At 44.6% G+C, this 19,520-nt stretch carries 19 protein-coding genes; 17 read left to right on the top strand and 2 right to left on the bottom strand.

The window, feature by feature from the left end; all coding sequences use genetic code 11:
- Positions 1-19: 19 nt before the first annotated feature.
- Positions 20-604, bottom strand: a complete 585-nt coding sequence (locus tag JO154_RS03575) for a hypothetical protein (RefSeq protein WP_291941872.1) — start codon at positions 602-604, stop codon at positions 20-22.
- A 10-nt stretch (positions 605-614) separates the two neighbouring features.
- Positions 615-1,658: an agmatinase family protein gene (locus JO154_RS03570; protein WP_291941871.1), complete on the bottom strand. Its 1,044-nt coding sequence runs from the start codon at positions 1,656-1,658 to the stop codon at positions 615-617.
- A gap of 237 nt (positions 1,659-1,895) precedes the next feature.
- Between JO154_RS03570 and JO154_RS03565 the strand changes: the two genes are divergently transcribed.
- The 17 genes from JO154_RS03565 to glgB all read left to right on the top strand — a co-directional run bounded on the left by JO154_RS03565 (position 1,896) and on the right by glgB (position 19,454).
- Positions 1,896-2,294, top strand: a complete 399-nt coding sequence (locus JO154_RS03565) for a cytochrome c maturation protein CcmE (RefSeq protein ID WP_291941870.1) — start codon at positions 1,896-1,898, stop codon at positions 2,292-2,294.
- 18 nt (positions 2,295-2,312) lie between these two features.
- A complete protein-coding gene (gene ccsA, locus JO154_RS03560) occupies positions 2,313-4,853 on the top strand; it encodes a cytochrome c biogenesis protein CcsA (RefSeq protein ID WP_291941869.1) in 2,541 nt (846 codons plus the stop codon).
- 170 nt (positions 4,854-5,023) lie between these two features.
- Positions 5,024-6,049 (top strand): alpha/beta hydrolase, encoded by a 1,026-nt coding sequence (locus JO154_RS03555; protein ID WP_291941867.1) that lies wholly within the window; start codon positions 5,024-5,026, stop codon positions 6,047-6,049.
- A gap of 45 nt (positions 6,050-6,094) precedes the next feature.
- Positions 6,095-6,718 (top strand): DUF4294 domain-containing protein, encoded by a 624-nt coding sequence (locus JO154_RS03550; protein ID WP_291941865.1) that lies wholly within the window; start codon positions 6,095-6,097, stop codon positions 6,716-6,718.
- Between the two features lie 19 nt (positions 6,719-6,737).
- On the top strand, positions 6,738-7,235 hold the full coding sequence (locus JO154_RS03545; RefSeq protein WP_291941863.1) for a hypothetical protein: 498 nt from the start codon (positions 6,738-6,740) through the stop codon (positions 7,233-7,235).
- A 35-nt stretch (positions 7,236-7,270) separates the two neighbouring features.
- Positions 7,271-7,999 (top strand): bacillithiol biosynthesis deacetylase BshB1, encoded by a 729-nt coding sequence (gene bshB1, locus JO154_RS03540; RefSeq protein ID WP_291941862.1) that lies wholly within the window; start codon positions 7,271-7,273, stop codon positions 7,997-7,999.
- Between the two features lie 94 nt (positions 8,000-8,093).
- Positions 8,094-8,999, top strand: a complete 906-nt coding sequence (locus JO154_RS03535) for a serine hydrolase (protein WP_291941860.1) — start codon at positions 8,094-8,096, stop codon at positions 8,997-8,999.
- Positions 9,000-9,419: 420 nt separating this feature from the next.
- The gene (locus JO154_RS03530; RefSeq protein WP_073086202.1) at positions 9,420-9,974 is read left to right on the top strand and encodes a peroxiredoxin; all 555 of its coding nucleotides are present in this window, start codon (positions 9,420-9,422) and stop codon (positions 9,972-9,974) included.
- An 84-nt stretch (positions 9,975-10,058) separates the two neighbouring features.
- On the top strand, positions 10,059-10,646 hold the full coding sequence (locus tag JO154_RS03525; protein ID WP_291941857.1) for a carboxymuconolactone decarboxylase family protein: 588 nt from the start codon (positions 10,059-10,061) through the stop codon (positions 10,644-10,646).
- 194 nt (positions 10,647-10,840) lie between these two features.
- A complete protein-coding gene (rpmB, locus tag JO154_RS03520; RefSeq protein ID WP_218377732.1) occupies positions 10,841-11,077 on the top strand; it encodes a 50S ribosomal protein L28 in 237 nt (78 codons plus the stop codon).
- A gap of 29 nt (positions 11,078-11,106) precedes the next feature.
- Positions 11,107-11,289, top strand: coding sequence for a 50S ribosomal protein L33 (rpmG, locus tag JO154_RS03515; RefSeq protein WP_111592687.1), 183 nt, complete (start codon positions 11,107-11,109; stop codon positions 11,287-11,289).
- A gap of 66 nt (positions 11,290-11,355) precedes the next feature.
- Positions 11,356-11,529 (top strand): DUF4295 family protein, encoded by a 174-nt coding sequence (locus JO154_RS03510; protein WP_167017618.1) that lies wholly within the window; start codon positions 11,356-11,358, stop codon positions 11,527-11,529.
- A gap of 310 nt (positions 11,530-11,839) precedes the next feature.
- Positions 11,840-12,802 carry a signal recognition particle-docking protein FtsY gene (gene ftsY, locus JO154_RS03505; RefSeq protein ID WP_291941852.1) on the top strand — a complete coding sequence of 321 codons (963 nt, stop codon included), beginning with the start codon at positions 11,840-11,842 and terminating at the stop codon, positions 12,800-12,802.
- A 265-nt stretch (positions 12,803-13,067) separates the two neighbouring features.
- Complete coding sequence (locus JO154_RS03500) at positions 13,068-13,946, top strand: cupin-like domain-containing protein (RefSeq protein WP_291941851.1); 879 nt, start codon at positions 13,068-13,070, stop codon at positions 13,944-13,946.
- Positions 13,947-14,178: 232 nt separating this feature from the next.
- Positions 14,179-15,486, top strand: coding sequence for a 30S ribosomal protein S12 methylthiotransferase RimO (rimO, locus tag JO154_RS03495; RefSeq protein WP_291941850.1), 1,308 nt, complete (start codon positions 14,179-14,181; stop codon positions 15,484-15,486).
- Positions 15,487-15,622: 136 nt separating this feature from the next.
- Positions 15,623-17,383 (top strand): DEAD/DEAH box helicase, encoded by a 1,761-nt coding sequence (locus JO154_RS03490; RefSeq protein WP_291941849.1) that lies wholly within the window; start codon positions 15,623-15,625, stop codon positions 17,381-17,383.
- A gap of 127 nt (positions 17,384-17,510) precedes the next feature.
- A complete protein-coding gene (gene glgB / locus JO154_RS03485; protein WP_291941848.1) occupies positions 17,511-19,454 on the top strand; it encodes a 1,4-alpha-glucan branching protein GlgB in 1,944 nt (647 codons plus the stop codon).
- Positions 19,455-19,520 lie beyond the last annotated feature (66 nt).

Below are 19,520 nucleotides of genomic sequence, written 5' to 3'. Positions count from 1 at the left end.
TGATTATTCAGTATCCTTATCAGATCCTGCTTTTGCAAAATGCGTTCAGTGCGTCTCGTTCTTCCTGCGCTGGTAATTCTACCAGGTCCAATTGTACCACTTTGTTGGTTTTGAAATCCAGGGTCAGCAGGTCATTGCGCAAAATTACGTTATTCAACTCGTTCCAGCCAATCACCTTTGTGGCGAAAGCGGTCGGAACACTAATACCCGTCTGGTCCAGCCTCAAGAATGCCGGCTGAAATACCTTGTACTCCGACCAAGCGATATAGGCCAGTCCAGCCCCGACAATGATCAACATCAATGCTGCCATTGGCGCCAGGTGGGATAAGAAGTAGAGACTACCAGTCATGCAAACGAATACCTGCACGATGCGCGCCATGGTATTGGCTGCCGGGAAGTTGCGAAACTTCCTCGCGGTAAACGGAAATACCAGGCTAGCCAGTCCTACAGCGACAAAGAACGACGCCAGGAACCAATTAGGCTGGGCTCCCCGGTAAATGCCTAGGGCATTCACCAGGAACAGCACTCCCACTACGCCATGCATAACAGGCAATAGTTTCAGCCTGTTATTGGCATTGGGATGTATGATACGCAGTTTATACATGCAGTAATGTTTATTTGTTGGCGCTCACCAGGAGGTTGCAGAGTTTGAACAGTACACGTGCTCCTACATTGGCATCCCATTCATCGTGGGAAGCGCTCACTTCGTTCAGGTCAAAACCAATCAGTTGACGACCGCTGGCAATAACACGTTTGAAGAGGTAATATACTTGTTCTGTTTCAAAACCGCCACTAACCGGGGTACCCGTGTGCGGACACAGTTTAGGATCCAGTCCGTCGATATCGAAACTGATGAAAACCTGCTGTGGCAGTGTATCTACGATGCTATCGCAAATAGATTTCCAAGTTTCGCCTTCGAACTGTCTTTCTTTGATATTTTTATCGAAGAAGGTCACTACACGGCCATTGCTGTTGTTGATGTAGTCCAGTTCCTCTTCGCAATAATCACGAATACCTACCTGCACCAGTTTCTGCAGTTGCGGAACTTCCGCTAATGCGTTGAACATGATAGAGGCATGGGAATATTTAAAGCCTTCAAAGCTATCGCGCAGATCACAGTGAGCATCGATCTGGAGGATACCGAAGTCTCCTTTGTGCTCGCCAATGGCTTTGAAGAAGCCCAGCGGAGTACTGTGGTCGCCGCCTACTAAGCCTACCAGTTTGCCTTTGGAGAGGAGTTCGCGGGTTTGGTTATATACCCACTCATTCATAGCTCTAGTACCGTTGTTAACGTCTACCAGAGTCTTTTTCAGAAACTCATTTTCCGAAATATCACCCCCTTCCATCAGGAATTTCAGGTACAGTTCTGCCTCTTTACGCAGGTAATCGCTGCGCAGCAGCAGGTGTTTGTCTGGTTCCCGCATAAAGAAACCCTCTCTCCAGCCATCTTTAACGTCTGAATCGTAGAGGTCTACCTGCAGGGAAGCCCTGAAAATATGCTCCGGACCACGAGCGGTACCATTACTATAGGAAACAGTCACTTCCCAAGGCACTGGCAACAATACCAGTTTCGCATCTTCTTCCTGAAAAGGAAGCCCGAAAATGTTGTTAGACAACAGTCCCACTGAGTTCGGGTCAAATTGAGATAAATCAGCCATGATAAAATTCTAAATTCAAAATTCCGCGCAAAGATAGTATTAGTTTACTTACCGCCCGATTTCATTAAAAAAGAATTGCCTTTTATACAAAAAATTGACTTCGGAAGGCCATTTTGCGTTAATTTTGCGGCATTAATTAGGAGTAGATAAATACAGGTTTTTTGCAATGGGATTGGAATTCAGACTGGTAGAGGGTTTTGCAGCTTGTATCACGACAATAGGGAAGATTATTTTCATATGAAAAAAACAAATATTATACTGCTGGTGGTTATTGCGGTGGCAATAGGGGTTATTATTACCATGGTGGGTGATTTCAGTACCTATGAAACATTCGCAACCGCCCGACAGAAAGAAGGGAAGGAATTCCATGTGATCGGCACGCTAGATACTCTCCAGCACATGAACTACGATCCACAGAAAGATGCCAATTTATTCAGTTTCTATGTAAAAGATAAAACCGGCGAAACGCGCAAGGTGGTGTTTTATGGTGCCAAACCTACTGACTTCGAAAAAGCGGAATCAATAGTACTTACTGGTAAAATGGAAGGCCAGGATTTTCATTGTAACAAAATCCTGATGAAATGTCCTTCTAAATATAAGAATGACCAGGTAGCAGTTGGCAATCAGACACTTTAATCTTTAGCTGTAGAAATCATGAAGTTTGTAGGGGAACATCTAATACTGGGCCAACTCGGTCACTTCTTTGCCGTTCTGGCATTTGTAGCATCAATGGTAGCATCTGTATCCTACTATTGCGCCGTGGTAAATAAAGAAGAGACGGCAAGAGCATCCTGGAAAAAAATAGGCAGATGGGGCTTTTTTATCCAATCCGTAGCGGTATTGGCCATTTTCTGCTGCCTATACTATATTCTGTATAATCACTTTTTTGAATATAAATACGCATGGCGCAATACCTCCCGCGACCTGCCTATTCAATATTTGCTTTCCAGCCTTTGGTCCGACCAGGAAGGTAGCTTCCTGCTCTGGAGTATCTGGAACAGCGTACTGGGAATTATCCTCATCCGTACCAGCGGTAAATGGGAGAATCCCGTAATGACGGTAATTTCCGCTTCCCAACTGATGATGAGCAGTATGCTCCTGGGTATCTATATTCTCGGTTATAAAGTAGGTAGCAATCCATTTATGCTCCTGCGTCAGGCGGAAGAAAATCAGGTTGCGCCTATTTTCCAATCTGCCGAATACCTCAGCTTCATCAAAGATGGTAACGGCCTCAACTTGACCCTGCAGAACTACTGGATGGTGATTCACCCGCCTGTGCTGTTCCTGGGATTTGCTTCTACCATCGTTCCTTTTGCCTACGCTTTCGCTGGCATCTGGACCCGCGATTATACCGGCTGGACTAAACCCGTTTTACCTTGGGGCCTGTTTGCCATTGCCATCCTGGGCCTCGGTATCATGATGGGTGCCGCCTGGGCATACGAGTCACTCAACTTCGGTGGCTACTGGGCCTGGGACCCTGTAGAAAACGCTTCGCTAGTGCCATGGTTATTGATGGTGGCAGGTGTACACACTTGCCTGGCCTATAAATCCACTGGCCATGCACTGAAATCTACCGTTTTCTTCTTCTTTATCTCTTTCATACTCATCCTGTACTCTACCTTCCTTACCAGAAGCGGTATCCTGGGTGACTCTTCCGTACACTCCTTCACGGATCTGGGTATGAGCGGTCAGTTGTTGATTTTCATGGCTGTATTCACCGTACCTTCCATCTGGATGATGATTGCACGCAGAAAAGAGATTCCTGCTGTTCACAAGGAAGAAAGCACTTATTCCCGCGAATTCTGGCTGTTTGTAGGCGCCCTGGTACTGATGATTGCAGCTATCCAGATCACCTTCACCACTTCTATTCCGGTTTGGAATAAATTGCTAGATATCACCGGCATTAGAAGTCTGTTCAAAATGGAACAGATGGCGCCTCCTGCCGAAGTGATGTTCCATTATAATAAAATCCAGATCTGGCTGGCGATCATTGTGGGTATCCTCACAGCACTGGTACAGTTCATGAAATATAAGGATACGCCTCGCCGCGACCTCACCCGCAAACTGCTGGTGCCTACGGCAATCTCCCTGGTGGCTACACTGGCTATTATCCTCGGAGGCGGTGTACACTTTACAGATTATGGCGCTGGTTTCCTGGCGGCTATATACTTCATGCTGTTTGCTAGCATCTACGCCATTGTGGGCAACTTCATGTATATCTTCACGGGCCTGAAAGGTAAAATCAAAACGGCGGGTGCTTCTATCGCACACGTTGGTTTCGGTATGGTGCTGCTCGGCGCATTGCTGTCGTCTGCGAAGAAAGAAGTAATCTCCTTGGATAAAATGAAAATGCTGAGCCAGGACATCTTCCGTAAAGAAAGTAAACAGAATGCCCGCGAAAACATCATGTTGCCGCTGGGAGTGCCTGTTGAAATGGGCGAATACCATGCTACCTATGTAGGGGATTCTTCTGCCACCGGCGATGCGAAGGTGTACTTCAAAGTAGATTATGTGCGTAAGGATAAAGCAGGTAAAGTGGTAGAGCATTTCCGCCTCTATCCAAATGCATTCGTGAATAAAAAAGAAAATGCATTAACCTCTAATCCATCTTCCAGACACTACCTGACAAGAGATATCTTTACATATATCACTGCTACTCCTCCAATAAAGGATAAAAATGAGCCAGCAGATGATTCTACCAAATATGTAACGCATGATGTAAAAGCAGGAGATTCTATCTTCTTCTCGAAAGGTTTCATGATCCTGAAAGATCTCAATACCAAGGTGACCAACAGGAACTATGAGGCGAAAGCCGGTGACCTGGCCGTAGGTGCAGATCTCGAAGTATATACCCAAACAGATGATCATTTCCACCTGCAACCGGTATACCTGATCCGCGATAGCTCTTACCAGTACAGTATCGAAGATACCCTGGCGCCACTGGCCCTCCAGGTACGTTTCAGTAAGATCATGCCTGCCGAAAGTAAAGTGCAGATCAAAGTAAAAGAGGCTGATGCGAGCAGCGATTACATTATCATGAAAGCGATCATCTTCCCATACATCAATGTACTGTGGCTGGGTGTCATCGTGATGATTGTAGGTACCTTTATCGCTATCGCCTACAGAGTTAGACTGAATAAAGGTGGCAAAACTGGCGCTGCTAAAGCAAAAGCACCAGTAAAAGAAAAAGTATAACAAAAATATCACGTCTGTCGCCGCTGCCCACTGGGCAGAAGCGACGAATAAAATAACAAAAGGACTTGACGTCGCAGACGTCAAGTCCTTTTGTTATTTTTGTTACATCCTTTTTTTATGCGATTTTTAACCGTATTATCTTATTACATTTATAGTAAAAACCCCCGGTTATGAAACGCAGGTTTCGTATATTCCTAATAGTGATATCCGCCTTGGCGATCGTTTACATGTTAGGCCCCAAACCTTCTACACCTGTTTATGATCTACATCTACCCTTAGTGCCTTTACAACCAGATTCCCTGGATGCGTATATCCGTACGGGTGAGGCTGCACAACCTGTACGCCCCGATAATGAGGCCAGGATTATATGGGCCGATACGCCACATCAACGTACGCCTTATGCGGTGGTCTACCTGCATGGCTTTTCTGCCAGCCAGGAAGAGGGAAATCCTGTGCATCGTGATTTTGCGCGTATGTTCGGATGTAATTTGTATCTCTCCCGACTCAATGCGCACGGTTTGCAATCGCCGAACCCTTTATTGAATATGTCTGCCGATAGTTTATGGGAAGACGCGAAGAAATCGTTGATGATAGGGCGCTCGCTGGGAGAGAAGGTCATCCTCATGAGCACTTCCACTGGCGGCACGCTCGCTTTGAAACTGGCTGCAGAATACCCCAATGAGGTCTATGCATTGGTGAATATGTCGCCTAATATCGCGATCAACGATAAATATGCTTTTTTAGCCAATGACCACTGGGGGCTGCAATTAGCTCGTTTAATCACCAAAGGGGATTTCCGGGAAGGGAAAGATACCAGTTCGATTATCCATCAATATTGGGATAACCGCTATCGCCTGGAGGCCGTAGTACAATTGGAGGAACTGCTGGAAACCACCATGACCAAAAAGACATTTGAGCGTGTACACCAGCCCGTGCTGAACTTGTATTATTACAAGGATGAAGCGCACCAAGACCCAACCGTGAAAGTATCTGCCATCCTGGATATGTACAAGCAATTAGGTACACCTGATAGTTTGAAGATGGCCATTCCGGTGCCGGGTGCAGGCGCACATGTATTAGGCTCTGTACTCACCAGCAAGGCGGTGCCTGAAGTGACAAAGGATATCGACAGTTTTGCTATTCATATCTTGAAAATGCAACCGGTAAACTCCCTACAAGAAATGTCAAATCTTTAATTAACTTGTGGTAACATTCCGATAGTAAGGAGCGTTTTAAAGCTTATGCGTACGCTGAAGAAGGTAATTTTCTGCTTATCCCTGATGCTGGCTTTTGCCACGTATAGCCGCCCGGTTTTCGCACAGGAAGCCCATGGAGCGGATACGATTGCATTGCATGCAATGGTGGTAGGGAAAGACACGATTCCGGTGATTACGCTCGCCATTTTTGATGTGGTGGATAAACTCCCCAGGCGTTTAGCCAAAGAGCGGGAACGGTGGACAAGATTACGGAATGCCGTATACGTCACTTATCCCTATGCCAAATCTGCCGCCCGCATCCTCAAGGATGTGAATGTGGAAATGGCCAAACTACCAAATGGCCGCGCCAGAAAGGCCTATCTCGCTAGCAAAGAGAAAGAGCTGAAGGCCCAGTTTGGCGATAAACTCACCAATCTTTCCGTATACCAAGGCAAGGTGCTCATGAAGCTGATCAACCGGGAAACTGGCCAGAACTGCTATGAGATCATCAAGGAGCTGAAAGGTGGCTTTAATGCACGCCTTTGGCAAACCGTTGCCTTCTTCTTCGGAGGGAACCTGAAAAGTGACTACGACAAACAGGAAGATAAAGACATTGAAGATATCGTACAGGAGCTGGAAATGTACCAGCATTACCGTGCCTATAATTAAGAAAACGTACCTTCGCTGAATGAGATTCCGCTTATTTTTGCTTGCCGCTTTATTGTTGCCCACTGCCGTTTTCGCCCAGGAAACAGCCACTGACGATCCCGTTTATGTATTGGATAGTGTAAGGGTAACTCCCGGTGTGATGACCGGTCTAACGCCAGATAATATTGGTTTGATGACAATCGCCAAAGGACGTAAAGCAGTGCTGATTTATGGCAGCCAGGCAGAAAATGGGGTCGTATACATAGAAACCAAGCCATTTGCCCGTAAGCGCGTAAATACTTTCCTTAAATCCGTGTCTCCCGCATACGACAGTCTACGCAAACAATATCCTTCCGATAGCGCGATATGCTTTATTGTCAATGACAAAATCATTCAAGGGAGTGATGAGGCCCGCCTCTTTGTGCTAGAAAAGAAAAACTTCATCGACCTGAAACTGCTGACAGCAAAGGAATTGGAAGAAAAATACCACGTCACAGACAGGAAAGTAGGGGTTGCCATCACTAGCACCGAAGATTAATCTGTATCCGTATCTTTGCATCTCAATTTTAACGTATGAAACTGGATATACTCGCGATAGCGGTACACCCCGACGATGTAGAGTTGGGATGTGCCGGTACACTGATGATGCATGCAGCCAAAGGTATGAAGACAGGCGTTGTAGACCTTACCCGCGGTGAATTGGGAACCCGTGGTACTCCTGAACTTCGGGAAAAGGAAGCCCAGGCCGCTGCAAAGATTATGGGCTTAGAAGTCCGCGAAAACCTCGGTCTGGCCGATGGCTTCTTCCGCAATGATACCATGGAGCAACTGGCTATTATTGCCGCCATCCGGAAATACCGCCCGGAAATAGTGCTAGCCAACGCCATCGACGACCGTCACCCGGATCATGGCCGTGCTGCCAAACTGATTGCAGATAGCTGTTTCCTGGCAGGTCTGAGAAAGGTGTCCACCCAGCAAGATGGGGAAGAACAGCAGGCATGGCGTCCTAAACAGGTATTTCATTTCATCCAGGACCGTTATTTAGAGCCTGACTTTGTGTTAGATATCAGTCCGGTGATGGATCGCAAGCTGGATGCCATCAAGGCCTTCACTACTCAGTTCCTGGCGCCAAAAGATAATGAACCACAAACTTATATTTCCTCTTCCGGTTTCTTTGATAGCGTGGTTTACCGTGCTAAAATGATGGGAAAAATGGTAGGAGTGGAGTATGCAGAAGGATATACCACCTCCAAGAAGATTGGTATCCGCAATTTTGCGGATCTGATCAACGAAGTAACTTGATGTAAGCTTTGATAAACATATGGATGGCAGAGCGACTGTCATCTCCCAAAAAAAATCCGCTTTGCCCGAGGCGGATTTTTTGTATTTTATCCCAATGAAGACACTATCTCTACTCCTTGCCTGCTGTATGTTTGCCCTCGCAGGCAGCGCACAGCAAACCGATCAAAAACTGACTGCCAAATTGCAGCAATTACTGAAAGATTTTCATGGCCAAGTTGGCATCTATGTACATCATCTTCCCTCGGGGAAGGAGGTATGTATCAATGCAGATACTATTTTCCCTACTGCCAGCATGATAAAAACCACTATCCAGGTAGGTATTTTCAATAAAATTGCGAAAGGGGAACTGGATTATCATCAGCCGTTGGTGTACCGAGATTCCCTCTTGTATCCAGGTTTGGATATCCTGGGATCGTTTAAGGACAGTCAAAAAATAGATCTGGATAAAGTAGTGATGCTGATGCTGACGATGAGTGATAATACGGCCAGTTTGTGGTTACAATCGCTCGCAGGAGGAGGTGCCACCATTAATAGTTGGTTGGAAAGTAATGGTTTTAAAGTATTGCGGGTAAATTCCCGGACAGTGGGCAGAGAAGCTAATCGTAAGGAATTTGGCTGGGGGCAAACATCTCCGCGGGAAATGGCCCGACTGATGGAGATGATTTATAAGGGAGAAGTGATAGATCGCGCGAGTAGTGAGCGCATGTACAGGAACCTGACCCGTAATTACTGGGACACCCAGGGCGTACTGCAGGTTCCTGAAAATATCAGAACTGCATCAAAAAATGGAGCAGTAGATGAATCGAGATCAGAAGTGATGATGGTCAACGCGCCTCATGGCGATTATGTGTATTGTATCGCCACAAAGAATAATGCGGATCAAAGCTGGAACCGGGATAATGAAGCCTGGCAGTTATTGCGGAAGGTGGGTTATGCGATTTGGCAGCACTATGAACCTAAGAGCAAATGGGAGCCTGACCCCAATCAGGGGAAGTTTTGAACGGCACTAAGGGACCCGCTAAACATCAGATGAATAGATCTCTGGTTGCGTCGAATTCATCCTGTTTGATGATGCTGTTTTTAATAAACGGAATCAAAGCAAGTCCAATCGTTACGATCACAAGTAGTAAATATTTCTTTTTCATTTCCATGCTAGTTTTAATTATGTCCGTTTATATAACTAAATAGTGTGCCAAAATGTTACGGAAATAACATAAAAAGGGGAGTAGGAATATTAAATAATTGTTTATGAAGATAAGTAGGCTGGAATAGCGGGTTGGAACAGGAGATGAGGGCATATATAGAAAAACTCAATGCGGCATTTTAAAAATCTATTTGATTAATAATGAATGTAAAGTGATCTTTGCGGCGTCGAAAGAAATAATATTGCAGGCAAACAAATCAAAAATCGAATATAGATATGAAAAATGTTATTTTATCCGTAGGGTCAGAGTTTCCCGAATTCAAAAAAACGGCTGTAGTTTCTATTGAAAAAGGTAAAGAATTTTATGAGCTGTCTTCAGAAGAGCTGAAAAACTCTGGCAAATGGATGGTAATGTTCTGGTGGCCAAAAGACTTCACTTTTGTATGTCCTACTGAGATTGCTGAGTTCAACAAACACGCGCAGGATTTTGCTGACCGTGATGCAGTTTTGATTGGTGCATCTACCGACAGTGAGTTTGTGCATGCAGCATGGAGAAGAGATCACGAAGATCTGCGTGGTCTGCAGTTCCCAATGCTGGCAGATACTTCTAAATCTCTGGCAGAAGAGCTGGGTATCCTGGAATCAAATGAGAAAGTTGCATACCGTGCTACTTACATCGTAGATCCACAAGGTATTGTACGCTGGGTATCTCTGTATGACCTGTCTGTAGGTCGTTCTGTAAAAGAAGTGCTGCGTGTACTGGATGCGCTGCAAACAGATGAGCTGTGCCCTTGCAACTGGCAGAAAGGTGAAGCTACCCTGACTGCTTAATTCCAATAACAGACTTACATTATTGATATCCGGGGAGATGGGGTGCACCTGTTTCCCCGGGTTTTAAATTTACTTATACAACATATGTTCGCAACAACAAATCAGGATACTGCTATTCAATTGTTAGAGACAGTAGGTTTAGCGGAACTGCCGGTATCTGACAAGCTGCAGGCGTTGGTAAATGCAGATGCGCGTTACCTGAAGGATCTGAAAATAAACGTTACAAATGCTTTGGGCGCATCTACCCTCAGCAAGAAGGAAGCCTATCTGATAGGTCTGTCTGTTGCCGTAAACGAGAAGCATGCAGCATTGCAGACTTCCTTTGAGAAGTTGGCCGCAGCAGAAGGTGCAACAGAGAAAGAGATTGCTGAAGTGTTGAGTTGTACTTCCTTGATGAATGCCAACAATATCTACTATCGTTTCAGGCATTTTGTGAATAAGGAGTTTTATACAACTACGGCTGCAGGTATTCGTATGAGTATTATGGCGAATCCGGTGTTGGGGAAAGAGTTTTTCGAGTTATTGAGCCTGGTGATATCAGCGTTGAATGGTTGTGAGAGGTGTGTTACTAGTCATGAAGAGGCGGTAGTGAAGCATGGTACGGAGCCACAGCGTGTGTTAGAGGCTGTAAGACTTGGAGCGGTGCTGAAGAGTCTGGTTGTATTGTTATAAAAAATATATTTAATCGGGGGACAGATGGAAATCTGCTCCATATACAATTGATTATCAATCATTTGCGAAGCGAAATTTTGGGTGAAAATGTCTCATACAGACATGATTTTTCAAATTTGTTAATAAATTCATGTAATTATATTTGCAAAATCCATAAAAAATTTCGACTTTTGCATTCCTAAATTTTTAGAATCATGGCAAGAGTATGTCAGGTGACAGGAAAGAAGCCGATTACGGGTCACCATGTTTCCTTCTCCAATATCAAGACAAAGAGAAGGTTTCTGCCTAATCTGCAGAAAAAACGTTTTTTCCTGGCGGAAGAAGACAAATGGATATCTTTAAAGATATCAGCTGACGGTTTAAGAACCATCAATAAGAGAGGTTTGTATGCAGTAGTGAAGGAATTGCGTGCAGCTGGTCAGGAAATTTAATTCTAGGACTCACTTAATTTGTATACAAAATGGCAAAAAAAGGTAACAGAGTACAGGTAATTCTGGAATGCACTGAGCACAAAAACTCAGGTGTTGCTGGAACTTCCCGTTACATCTCTGTAAAAAATAAGAAGAACACTCCTGAACGTCTGGAGCTGAAAAAGTACAATCCTATTCTGAGGAAAGTGACTGTACACAAAGAAATTAAATAATAATTTTTGGTTAATGGCTGGTTTGTAATACAGCCATATGGCCATCAACCATAAAAACAATATACCATGGCAAAAGCAGCTTCAAAGAACTCAAAAGTAAAAGACTTGAAAGCCGCAGCTGACGCGAAAGTGTGGACTAAAGTGGTGAAAGCTGTGCGTTCTCCTAAGACTGGTGCCTATACTTTCAAAGAGGCTATCGTGCACAAAGACAAAGTGCAAGAGCATATCAACGCTAAGTAATTCGGCTTTACTAATATCATACTGAAAAGCTGTCCTTCATAGGACAGCTTTTTGTGTTTCCTAACGCAGAGGTCGTTATATTGTAGGTATAAGACGCCTGCGGCGTAGGTATAGGGAGACAACTGCTTGCTGCTTCGCGAGCTGGCTTATGCTCATTTAGCTCGGAGAGGAGCACATTTCTCGCCTATACGCCATATCTATCTTTGCATCTTTGAAAGCAATTCCCCATCGCTTTCCTAGAAAAGCCGTATTTTGCGGCCTGAATTTTGCAAAATGACCCGGCCTGCATTACAGGCCTACTATTACTAATATGAGCTTTTTCAAAAACCTATTTTCCAGGGAGAAAAAGGAGAGCCTAGACCAGGGCCTCCAGAAAACAAAGGAAAGCTTCCTGACCAAAATTGGACGCGCCATTGCTGGTAAGTCCACCGTGGACACCGAAGTATTGGATAACCTCGAAGATGCCCTTGTTTCTGCAGACGTTGGCGTAGATACTACTGTTAAAATCATCGATAGAATCGAGCAACGTGTTGCTAAGGATAAATATCTGGGAACCAGTGAATTGAACAAGATGTTGCAAGAAGAAATTGCAGCAATTTTGGTGGATGCTCCAGATAGTGGATTCAGGGATTTCGATGTGCCGGCGGATAAAAAGCCTTATGTAATTATGGTGGTGGGAGTGAATGGTGTGGGTAAGACAACCACCATTGGTAAGCTCGCCTATAATTTCAAGAAAGCTGGGAAGTCGGTCTTGCTCGGTGCTGCGGATACCTTCCGTGCTGCTGCTGTTGATCAACTGACCATCTGGAGTGACCGTGTTGGCGTTCCTATTGTAAAACAGGCCATGGGCTCTGATCCAGGTGCTGTTGCATTTGATACCGTTCAAAGTGGCGCTGCTAAAAATGTGGATGTAATTATCATTGATACGGCTGGTCGTCTGCACAACAAAATCCACCTGATGGACGAGTTGAGCAAAATCAAACGCGTGATGAAGAAAGTCATTCCTGATGCACCACATGAGGTACTGTTAGTATTGGATGGTTCTACCGGCCAAAATGCTGTAGAACAAGCCAAACAATTTACTGCTGCTACTGAAGTAACTTCTCTCGCCATTACCAAACTGGATGGAACCGCCAAAGGTGGTGTAGTGCTGGCCATTGCCAACCAGTTCAAAATTCCTGTGAAATATATCGGTATCGGTGAAAAAATGGAAGACTTACAGGTGTTTGATAAAAATGCTTTTGTAGACTCCTTATTTAGTGTAAATAGCTGATATTGAAATACTTGTATTGATTAATTGCTATTTTAAATAGTTCTTACTTCAATTTTTACTTCAAATAGAAAGATCTGACCGGTAAGCGAACAAATACATTATATTCGCATTATATAATGATATAATTCCGACGCTTACCGGTTGGCTCAATATTAGCTACATAGATTCCAGACTTTCCCCAGTCAACCAGTTTTGTTGCTGCGTAACCTGCCATTTGTTAAATTAGAGTAGTAGTTTTTGTACCCTTTAATAACAATTCGTAGTTATGAATATAAAAAGCATAGATCGAGTTGAAAACATTACACCAGAGGAATTCAAAAGTAACTATTATGAGCCGCGCATACCAGTGGTAATATCCGGTCTCAGCAAAGATTGGCCAGCCAGGGATAAATGGACCTGGGACTATTTTAAGTCGATTGTTGGAGATAAGACCGTAGGCGTATATAACAATACTAGGGCAGATGCCAATACCCCTGTAAACGGTGCCGACGACTACATTAAATTCGGCGATTATCTTGACCTCATCCAGAAAGGCCCAGTAGCCCTCCGTATTTTTCTCTTCAACATTTTTCAGCATGCGCCACAATTAACGGACGATTTCATGTGGCCGGAATTCCTGATTAAAGGACTGTTAAAGAAATACCCAATGCTTTTTGTGGGCGGAGCAGGCTCCGTTGCCCATATGCATTACGATATTGACCTTTCTCATATCTTCCATACCCAGTTTGTAGGCCGCAAAAGAGTACTATTGCTGGAAAATAAACAGTCGCCCTACATTTACCGGATGCCTTTTACGGTAGAGAGCGCTGCTAGTTTTGTAAACTGGCATGAAGCCCTGGATACAGATACATATCCAGCGCTCAATTATGCCAGCGGCTATACCACCATCCTGGAACATGGCGATACCCTCTTTATGCCAGGCGGATATTGGCATCATATGGAATACCTGAATGCTGGCTTCGCGATGAGTTTACGTGCGATGGATCAGTCACTAGCCGGAAAATTAAACGGACTCTATCATATAGTAGGATTACGAGGCATGAATAATCTGTTGATTAAAATGGCGCCTAGATGGTGGTATCATAAGAAACGGGAATTAGCAAAAGAAAGAGCTAATAGGTTGATGAAAGCGTTACAGGTATAATAATAAAATAACATTTTTAAACGGTTGCAAGCAGCTAATTTGCAGCCATTTATCTTTAATTTCATAATTATCAATTCTTTTTGTTAACTTTGCACCTTCCTAATTCAACCCCCACTAAGGCTCAAAGTCACGTACAGTAAGTCTGCTGTTTTATTATGTTAGTGTCTGTGTGTCTTCGTGGCGGTAAGCGGAACAGAACAATTCTGATCCGCATGCTCTAAAACATTCGCCCTTGAAGACGAAAACTTTAAAGAAAGACAAGGTTAATATTATTACACTTGGTTGTTCCAAGAACATGGTTGATTCGGAAGTGCTGAGTGGCCAACTCGCTGCCAACGAAATCGACGTAGTGCATGAAAGCACTAAACGTGACCACAACATCGTGGTAGTCAATACTTGCGGTTTTATCGATAAAGCCAAAGAAGAATCCATTAACACTATTCTGGACCAAGTAGAGCTCAAAGAACGTGGTAAACTGGACAAAGTTTACGTAACAGGCTGTTTGAGCGAGCGTTACCGTGGCGACCTGGAAACCGAAATTCCTGGCGTAGATGCCTGGTTCGGTACTATGGAACTGCCTTTGATCCTGAAGAAATTTGACGCAGACTATAAGGCGGAATTGATAGGAGAGCGACTGCTTAGTACTCCTACCCACTATGCCTACCTGAAAATTGCGGAAGGTTGTAACCGTACTTGTGCTTTCTGTGCCATCCCGCTCATGCGTGGTCAGCACGTTTCCAAACCAATTGAAGAATTGGTGGAAGAAGCAAAGAAACTGGTGAAAGCAGGTGTGAAAGAAATCATGTTGATTGCGCAGGAACTGACCTATTACGGTCTGGATCTGTACAAGAAGCGTCGCCTGGGAGACCTGATGCGCGAATTGGCAGCAGTGGAAGGACTAGAGTGGATTCGTTTGCACTATGCATATCCTACTAAATTTCCGATAGAGATCTTGGATGTGATGAATGAATCACCTAAGATCTGCAAATACCTGGATATGCCGCTGCAACATGCTTCCAACGGTATGTTGAAAGCGATGAAACGTCAGATCACCCGTGAAGAAATTGAGGAACTGGTACACGCCATCCGTGAAAAAGTACCTGGTATCGCCCTGCGTACTACACTGATTGCCGGTTTCCCTGGAGAAACAGAAGAAGATGTAGAAGAACTGAAAAGCTTCCTCGAAAGAATGCGTTTCGATAGAGTAGGCGTGTTTACCTACAGCCATGAAGAAGGCACCAGTGCCTACGAACTGGAAGACAATATCCCGGCAGACGAAAAAGAAAGACGTGCACAGGATATCATGGCCGTACAACAGGAAATCTCCCTGGAGAAAAACCAGGAAATGGTAGGAAAGATTTTCAAAGTAATCGTAGATAAAAAAGAGTCTGGCAGGTATCTTGCCCGCACTGAATTTGACTCTGTGGAAGTAGATAATGAAGTGATCATCAATACCACCAAACGCCTGAAACCCGGCGACTTCGTGGAGGTTCGTATCACAAAGGCATTTGACTACGACCTGGAAGGAGAACTGGTGTAGACAACGCTTCTCGAAAAACTTGCGTTGCCTCTTTGCCACAGGTGAAAGGCCTGTGAAAACAGCAAAAATATTTCAAAAGTCCCCTTACAATGGGGCCTAACTACAGCTCCCGACGGAGCTGGATCAATGTAAATCAATGACAACATTTGAATCACTGGGCTTAAAAGAGTCCATCTTAAAGGGAATTACAGATTTGGGCTTTGTTGCTCCAACCCCTATTCAGGAAAAAGCAATTCCCGCACTATTGACAGGTGACCGCGATTTTGTAGGTCTTGCCCAGACGGGCACCGGTAAGACAGCCGCTTTTGGTCTGCCTTTACTCCAGCAAATTGATGTGGATCTGCGCAAACCTCAAGGTCTGGTATTATGCCCTACTCGTGAGCTCTGCCTGCAGATTACCAATGATCTGAAAAATTTCAGCAAATACCTCGGAGATGTAAATATCGTAGCCGTTTATGGCGGTTCCAGCATTGTACAACAACTGCGCGAACTGAAAAGAGGGGTACATATTGTGGTGGCTACTCCGGGCCGTCTTCTGGATATTATTGACCGTGGCGCTGTCAACTTCGACAATGTACGCTATGCTGTACTGGATGAAGCGGATGAAATGCTGAACATGGGCTTCCAGGAAGATATCAACAATATCCTCTCCAACACTCCAGAAGAGAAAACAACTTGGCTGTTCTCGGCAACAATGCCTCAGGAAGTTCGTCGTATCGCCCAGAAATACATGGAAGATCCGTTTGAACTGACCGTAGGTAACAAAAACAGCGGTAACGCCAATATTGAGCACGAATACTACGTGGTACGTCCACGCGAAAAATACGCAGCACTGAAACGCCTGGTGGATTATAACCCAGATATCTTTGGTATCGTATTTACCCGTACCAAGATTGAATCTCAGGAAATCGCTGAATCCCTGATCAAGGATGGTTACAATGCAGATGCCCTGCATGGCGACCTTACCCAGCAGCAGCGTGATAAAGTGATGAAACGTTTCCGTGAAAGAGCGTTGCAGGTACTGGTAGCTACAGATGTGGCTGCTCGTGGTATCGACGTAGACAACGTAACGCACGTTATCAACTACGAACTGCCTGACGACGTAGAGAACTACACTCACCGATCTGGCCGTACTGCGAGAGCTGGTAAATCCGGTATTTCTATCGCTATCATCAGCAGCCGTGACATTGGCAAAATCCGTCAGATTGAGCGCGTAATTGGTAAGAAATTCACTAAAGGTGAAGTGCCAGATGGTTTTGCAGTATGTGAAAAACAATTGTTCGGCCTCGTTCACAAAGTACATAACGTAACTGTAAACGAAGAGCAGATCGAACCATACCTGGACCGCATCAACGAAGAATTTGCTAACATGAGCAAAGAAGAGTTGATCAAACGTTTCGCTTCCCTGGAGTTCAACCAGTTCCTGGAATATTACCAAGATGCTGCTGATCTGAACGTGAAAGAAGAAAAACGTTTTGAAGAAAGACGTCGCGAAAACGGCAAATTCACCCGTCTGTTCATCAACCTCGGTTCCGTGGATGATTTCAACCGTGGTGATATGCTCCGCTACCTGTGCGATAACACTGGTCTGCGTGGTAATAAAATTGGCCGTATTGATCTGAAAGGCGTTTATTCCTTCTTTGAAGTAGAAAACGATGCGGTAGAGAAAGTGACCAGTGCGTTCAAGAAAGTAGAATACAACGGTCGTTCTGTGAGGATCGAAATGTCCCAAGACGGTGATAAACGTCGTGGTGGCGGCGGTGGCGGTCGCAGAGAAGACGGCGGCCCTCGTAAACGCTGGCATGGCGGTGGCGAAGGTGGTGGCGGTGGCCGCGAGAAGAGAGAATACTCTTCCGGTGGTAGTCGTCCTCCGTTCAAACGTAAATATAATTCCTAATTTATTTTAGCATAAGTATTAAAGGCGCTCTCCATGGGCGCCTTTTTTCTTCCTACTGAAATTCTTTTTTTTGCTTTGAAAATTAAACTATCTTGTTAATCCTGATAATCATCAACCACGTAGTGCTATGACCGGAGATTCCTATAGCGTTAAACAGTCCGTTATACCCTTTTCCCTTTTCACCACTGCCGATATTGCCCTGTTTCAAGCAGGCTCACACTACCGGCTATACGAAAAATTTGGTGCACACCCCACCACCTGTGATGGTATCCCAGGTACCTATTTCGCCGTTTGGGCGCCTGATGCAGCCTATGTAGCTGTGATGAGCGATTTCAATGCCTGGGACAAATACAGTCATACCTTATTGCCCCGTTGGGATAGTTCCGGCATTTGGGAAGGTTTTATTCCCGATGTAGCCGCCGGAAACTTGTATAAATATTTTATACGTTCCAACAGTGGGGAAGAACTATATAAAGGAGATCCCTACGCTAACCATTGGGAAGTACGGCCAAAAACCGCTTCCATTGTACATCCACTGGATTATAAATGGAAAGATAAATCCTGGATGGAGAAACGGAAGGATCATAATTCCCTGAAAAAGCCCATCAGCGTATACGAATTACATATGGGTTCCTGGCGTCGGCCGGATCCTACCGATGAAGAAAAATATTATTCCTACGGCGAGATTACCCGAATGCTGCTGCCTTACGTGAAGGATATGGGCTTTACCCATGTGGAGCTGATGCCGGTGATGGAACATCCATTTGATGGTTCCTGGGGATACCAGATCACTGGTTATTATGCCCCCACCTCCCGTTATGGCACACCGCAGGAATTCATGGAAATGATAGATGCCTTCCACCAAGAAGGGATAGGCGTCATCCTGGATTGGGTACCTTCCCACTTCCCATATGATGCCCATGGGTTATTCCGTTTTGATGGTTCTCATACTTACGAGTATGCGGATATGCGTAAGGGTTATCATCCAGATTGGAACAGTTATATATTTAACTATGGCCGTAGTGAAGTACGGTCTTTTTTATTGAGCAATGCTATTTATTGGTTGGATAAATACCATGCCGATGGCCTCCGCGTAGATGCTGTAGCCTCCATGATACATTTGGATTATAGTCGGGATAGAGGCACTTGGGAGCCAAATGAATATGGTGGCAATGAAAACCTGGAAGCCATCAGTTTTGTGAAGAAGCTGAATGAAACCGTGTATGCACTATATCCGGATGTACAGACAATTGCAGAGGAATCCACTTCTTTCTATGGCGTATCACGGCCTACCTTTTTAGGCGGACTCGGATTTGGCATGAAATGGATGATGGGATGGATGAATGATACGTTGGACTATTTCCATAAAGATCCTGTTCATCGGAAATGGTATCAGAATGATTTGACGTTTAGCTTGGTGTACGCTTTCAGCGAGAACTTCATGTTACCTTTCAGTCATGATGAAGTAGTACACGGAAAATCTCCTATGCTCTATAAAATGCCTGGAGATGAATGGCAGAAATTTGCCAATCTGCGATTGATGTATACTTATATGTTTACGCATCCCGGAACGAAGTTGTTATTTATGGGGGATGAGTTTGGACAAACATCAGAGTGGAATTATAAATCGGAGTTGGACTGGCATCTCCTCAAATTCAGGCCTCATGAGGCATTGAAGAAGTATGTAAAAGCATTGAATCATTTATATACGAGTACGCCAGCTTTATATGAACAGCAATTTGAAGGAGCCGGATTCGAATGGATTACAGTGAATGATTATGATAATTGTGTGTTGGTTTATTTGCGGAAAGGAGTGAAACCGGAGGATCAAGTGCTGGTAGCATTGAATATGACACCGATTCCAAGAGAGCAATACCTGGTAGGTGTGCCGATGGCTGGTACTTGGAAGGAGGTCTTGAACAGTGATGAACCGCAGTATTTTGGCAGTGGCGTAGTGAATACTTTGGAGCAGCCGAGTACCAAGCAGGTTTATAACGGTAGAGACTATACGTTGACATTAAGGTTGCCGCCGTTAGGGGCTGCCATCTTCCAATATTATCCTCCAAAATAAAAAAAGGAGGAATTATATATTAATCGGGCTGTTCCATGGAGCAGCCCGATTTTTTTTGGGTTGTTT

Origin of the sequence: Chitinophaga sp., assembly GCF_019236475.1 — a bacterium.
Lineage (GTDB): Bacteria > Bacteroidota > Bacteroidia > Chitinophagales > Chitinophagaceae > Chitinophaga.
This window is presented reverse-complemented; position numbering and strand designations above follow the sequence as displayed.

Coding starts and splice junctions, on each gene's coding strand:
- JO154_RS03575 (WP_291941872.1), bottom strand. CDS start 604: ATGTATAAACTGCGTATCATACATCCCAATGCCAATAACAGGCTGAAA.
- JO154_RS03570 (WP_291941871.1), bottom strand. CDS start 1,658: ATGGCTGATTTATCTCAATTTGACCCGAACTCAGTGGGACTGTTGTCT.
- JO154_RS03565 (WP_291941870.1), top strand. CDS start 1,896: ATGAAAAAAACAAATATTATACTGCTGGTGGTTATTGCGGTGGCAATA.
- ccsA (WP_291941869.1), top strand. CDS start 2,313: ATGAAGTTTGTAGGGGAACATCTAATACTGGGCCAACTCGGTCACTTC.
- JO154_RS03555 (WP_291941867.1), top strand. CDS start 5,024: ATGAAACGCAGGTTTCGTATATTCCTAATAGTGATATCCGCCTTGGCG.
- JO154_RS03550 (WP_291941865.1), top strand. CDS start 6,095: ATGCGTACGCTGAAGAAGGTAATTTTCTGCTTATCCCTGATGCTGGCT.
- JO154_RS03545 (WP_291941863.1), top strand. CDS start 6,738: ATGAGATTCCGCTTATTTTTGCTTGCCGCTTTATTGTTGCCCACTGCC.
- bshB1 (WP_291941862.1), top strand. CDS start 7,271: ATGAAACTGGATATACTCGCGATAGCGGTACACCCCGACGATGTAGAG.
- JO154_RS03535 (WP_291941860.1), top strand. CDS start 8,094: ATGAAGACACTATCTCTACTCCTTGCCTGCTGTATGTTTGCCCTCGCA.
- JO154_RS03530 (WP_073086202.1), top strand. CDS start 9,420: ATGAAAAATGTTATTTTATCCGTAGGGTCAGAGTTTCCCGAATTCAAA.
- JO154_RS03525 (WP_291941857.1), top strand. CDS start 10,059: ATGTTCGCAACAACAAATCAGGATACTGCTATTCAATTGTTAGAGACA.
- rpmB (WP_218377732.1), top strand. CDS start 10,841: ATGGCAAGAGTATGTCAGGTGACAGGAAAGAAGCCGATTACGGGTCAC.
- rpmG (WP_111592687.1), top strand. CDS start 11,107: ATGGCAAAAAAAGGTAACAGAGTACAGGTAATTCTGGAATGCACTGAG.
- JO154_RS03510 (WP_167017618.1), top strand. CDS start 11,356: ATGGCAAAAGCAGCTTCAAAGAACTCAAAAGTAAAAGACTTGAAAGCC.
- ftsY (WP_291941852.1), top strand. CDS start 11,840: ATGAGCTTTTTCAAAAACCTATTTTCCAGGGAGAAAAAGGAGAGCCTA.
- JO154_RS03500 (WP_291941851.1), top strand. CDS start 13,068: ATGAATATAAAAAGCATAGATCGAGTTGAAAACATTACACCAGAGGAA.
- JO154_RS03490 (WP_291941849.1), top strand. CDS start 15,623: ATGACAACATTTGAATCACTGGGCTTAAAAGAGTCCATCTTAAAGGGA.
- glgB (WP_291941848.1), top strand. CDS start 17,511: ATGACCGGAGATTCCTATAGCGTTAAACAGTCCGTTATACCCTTTTCC.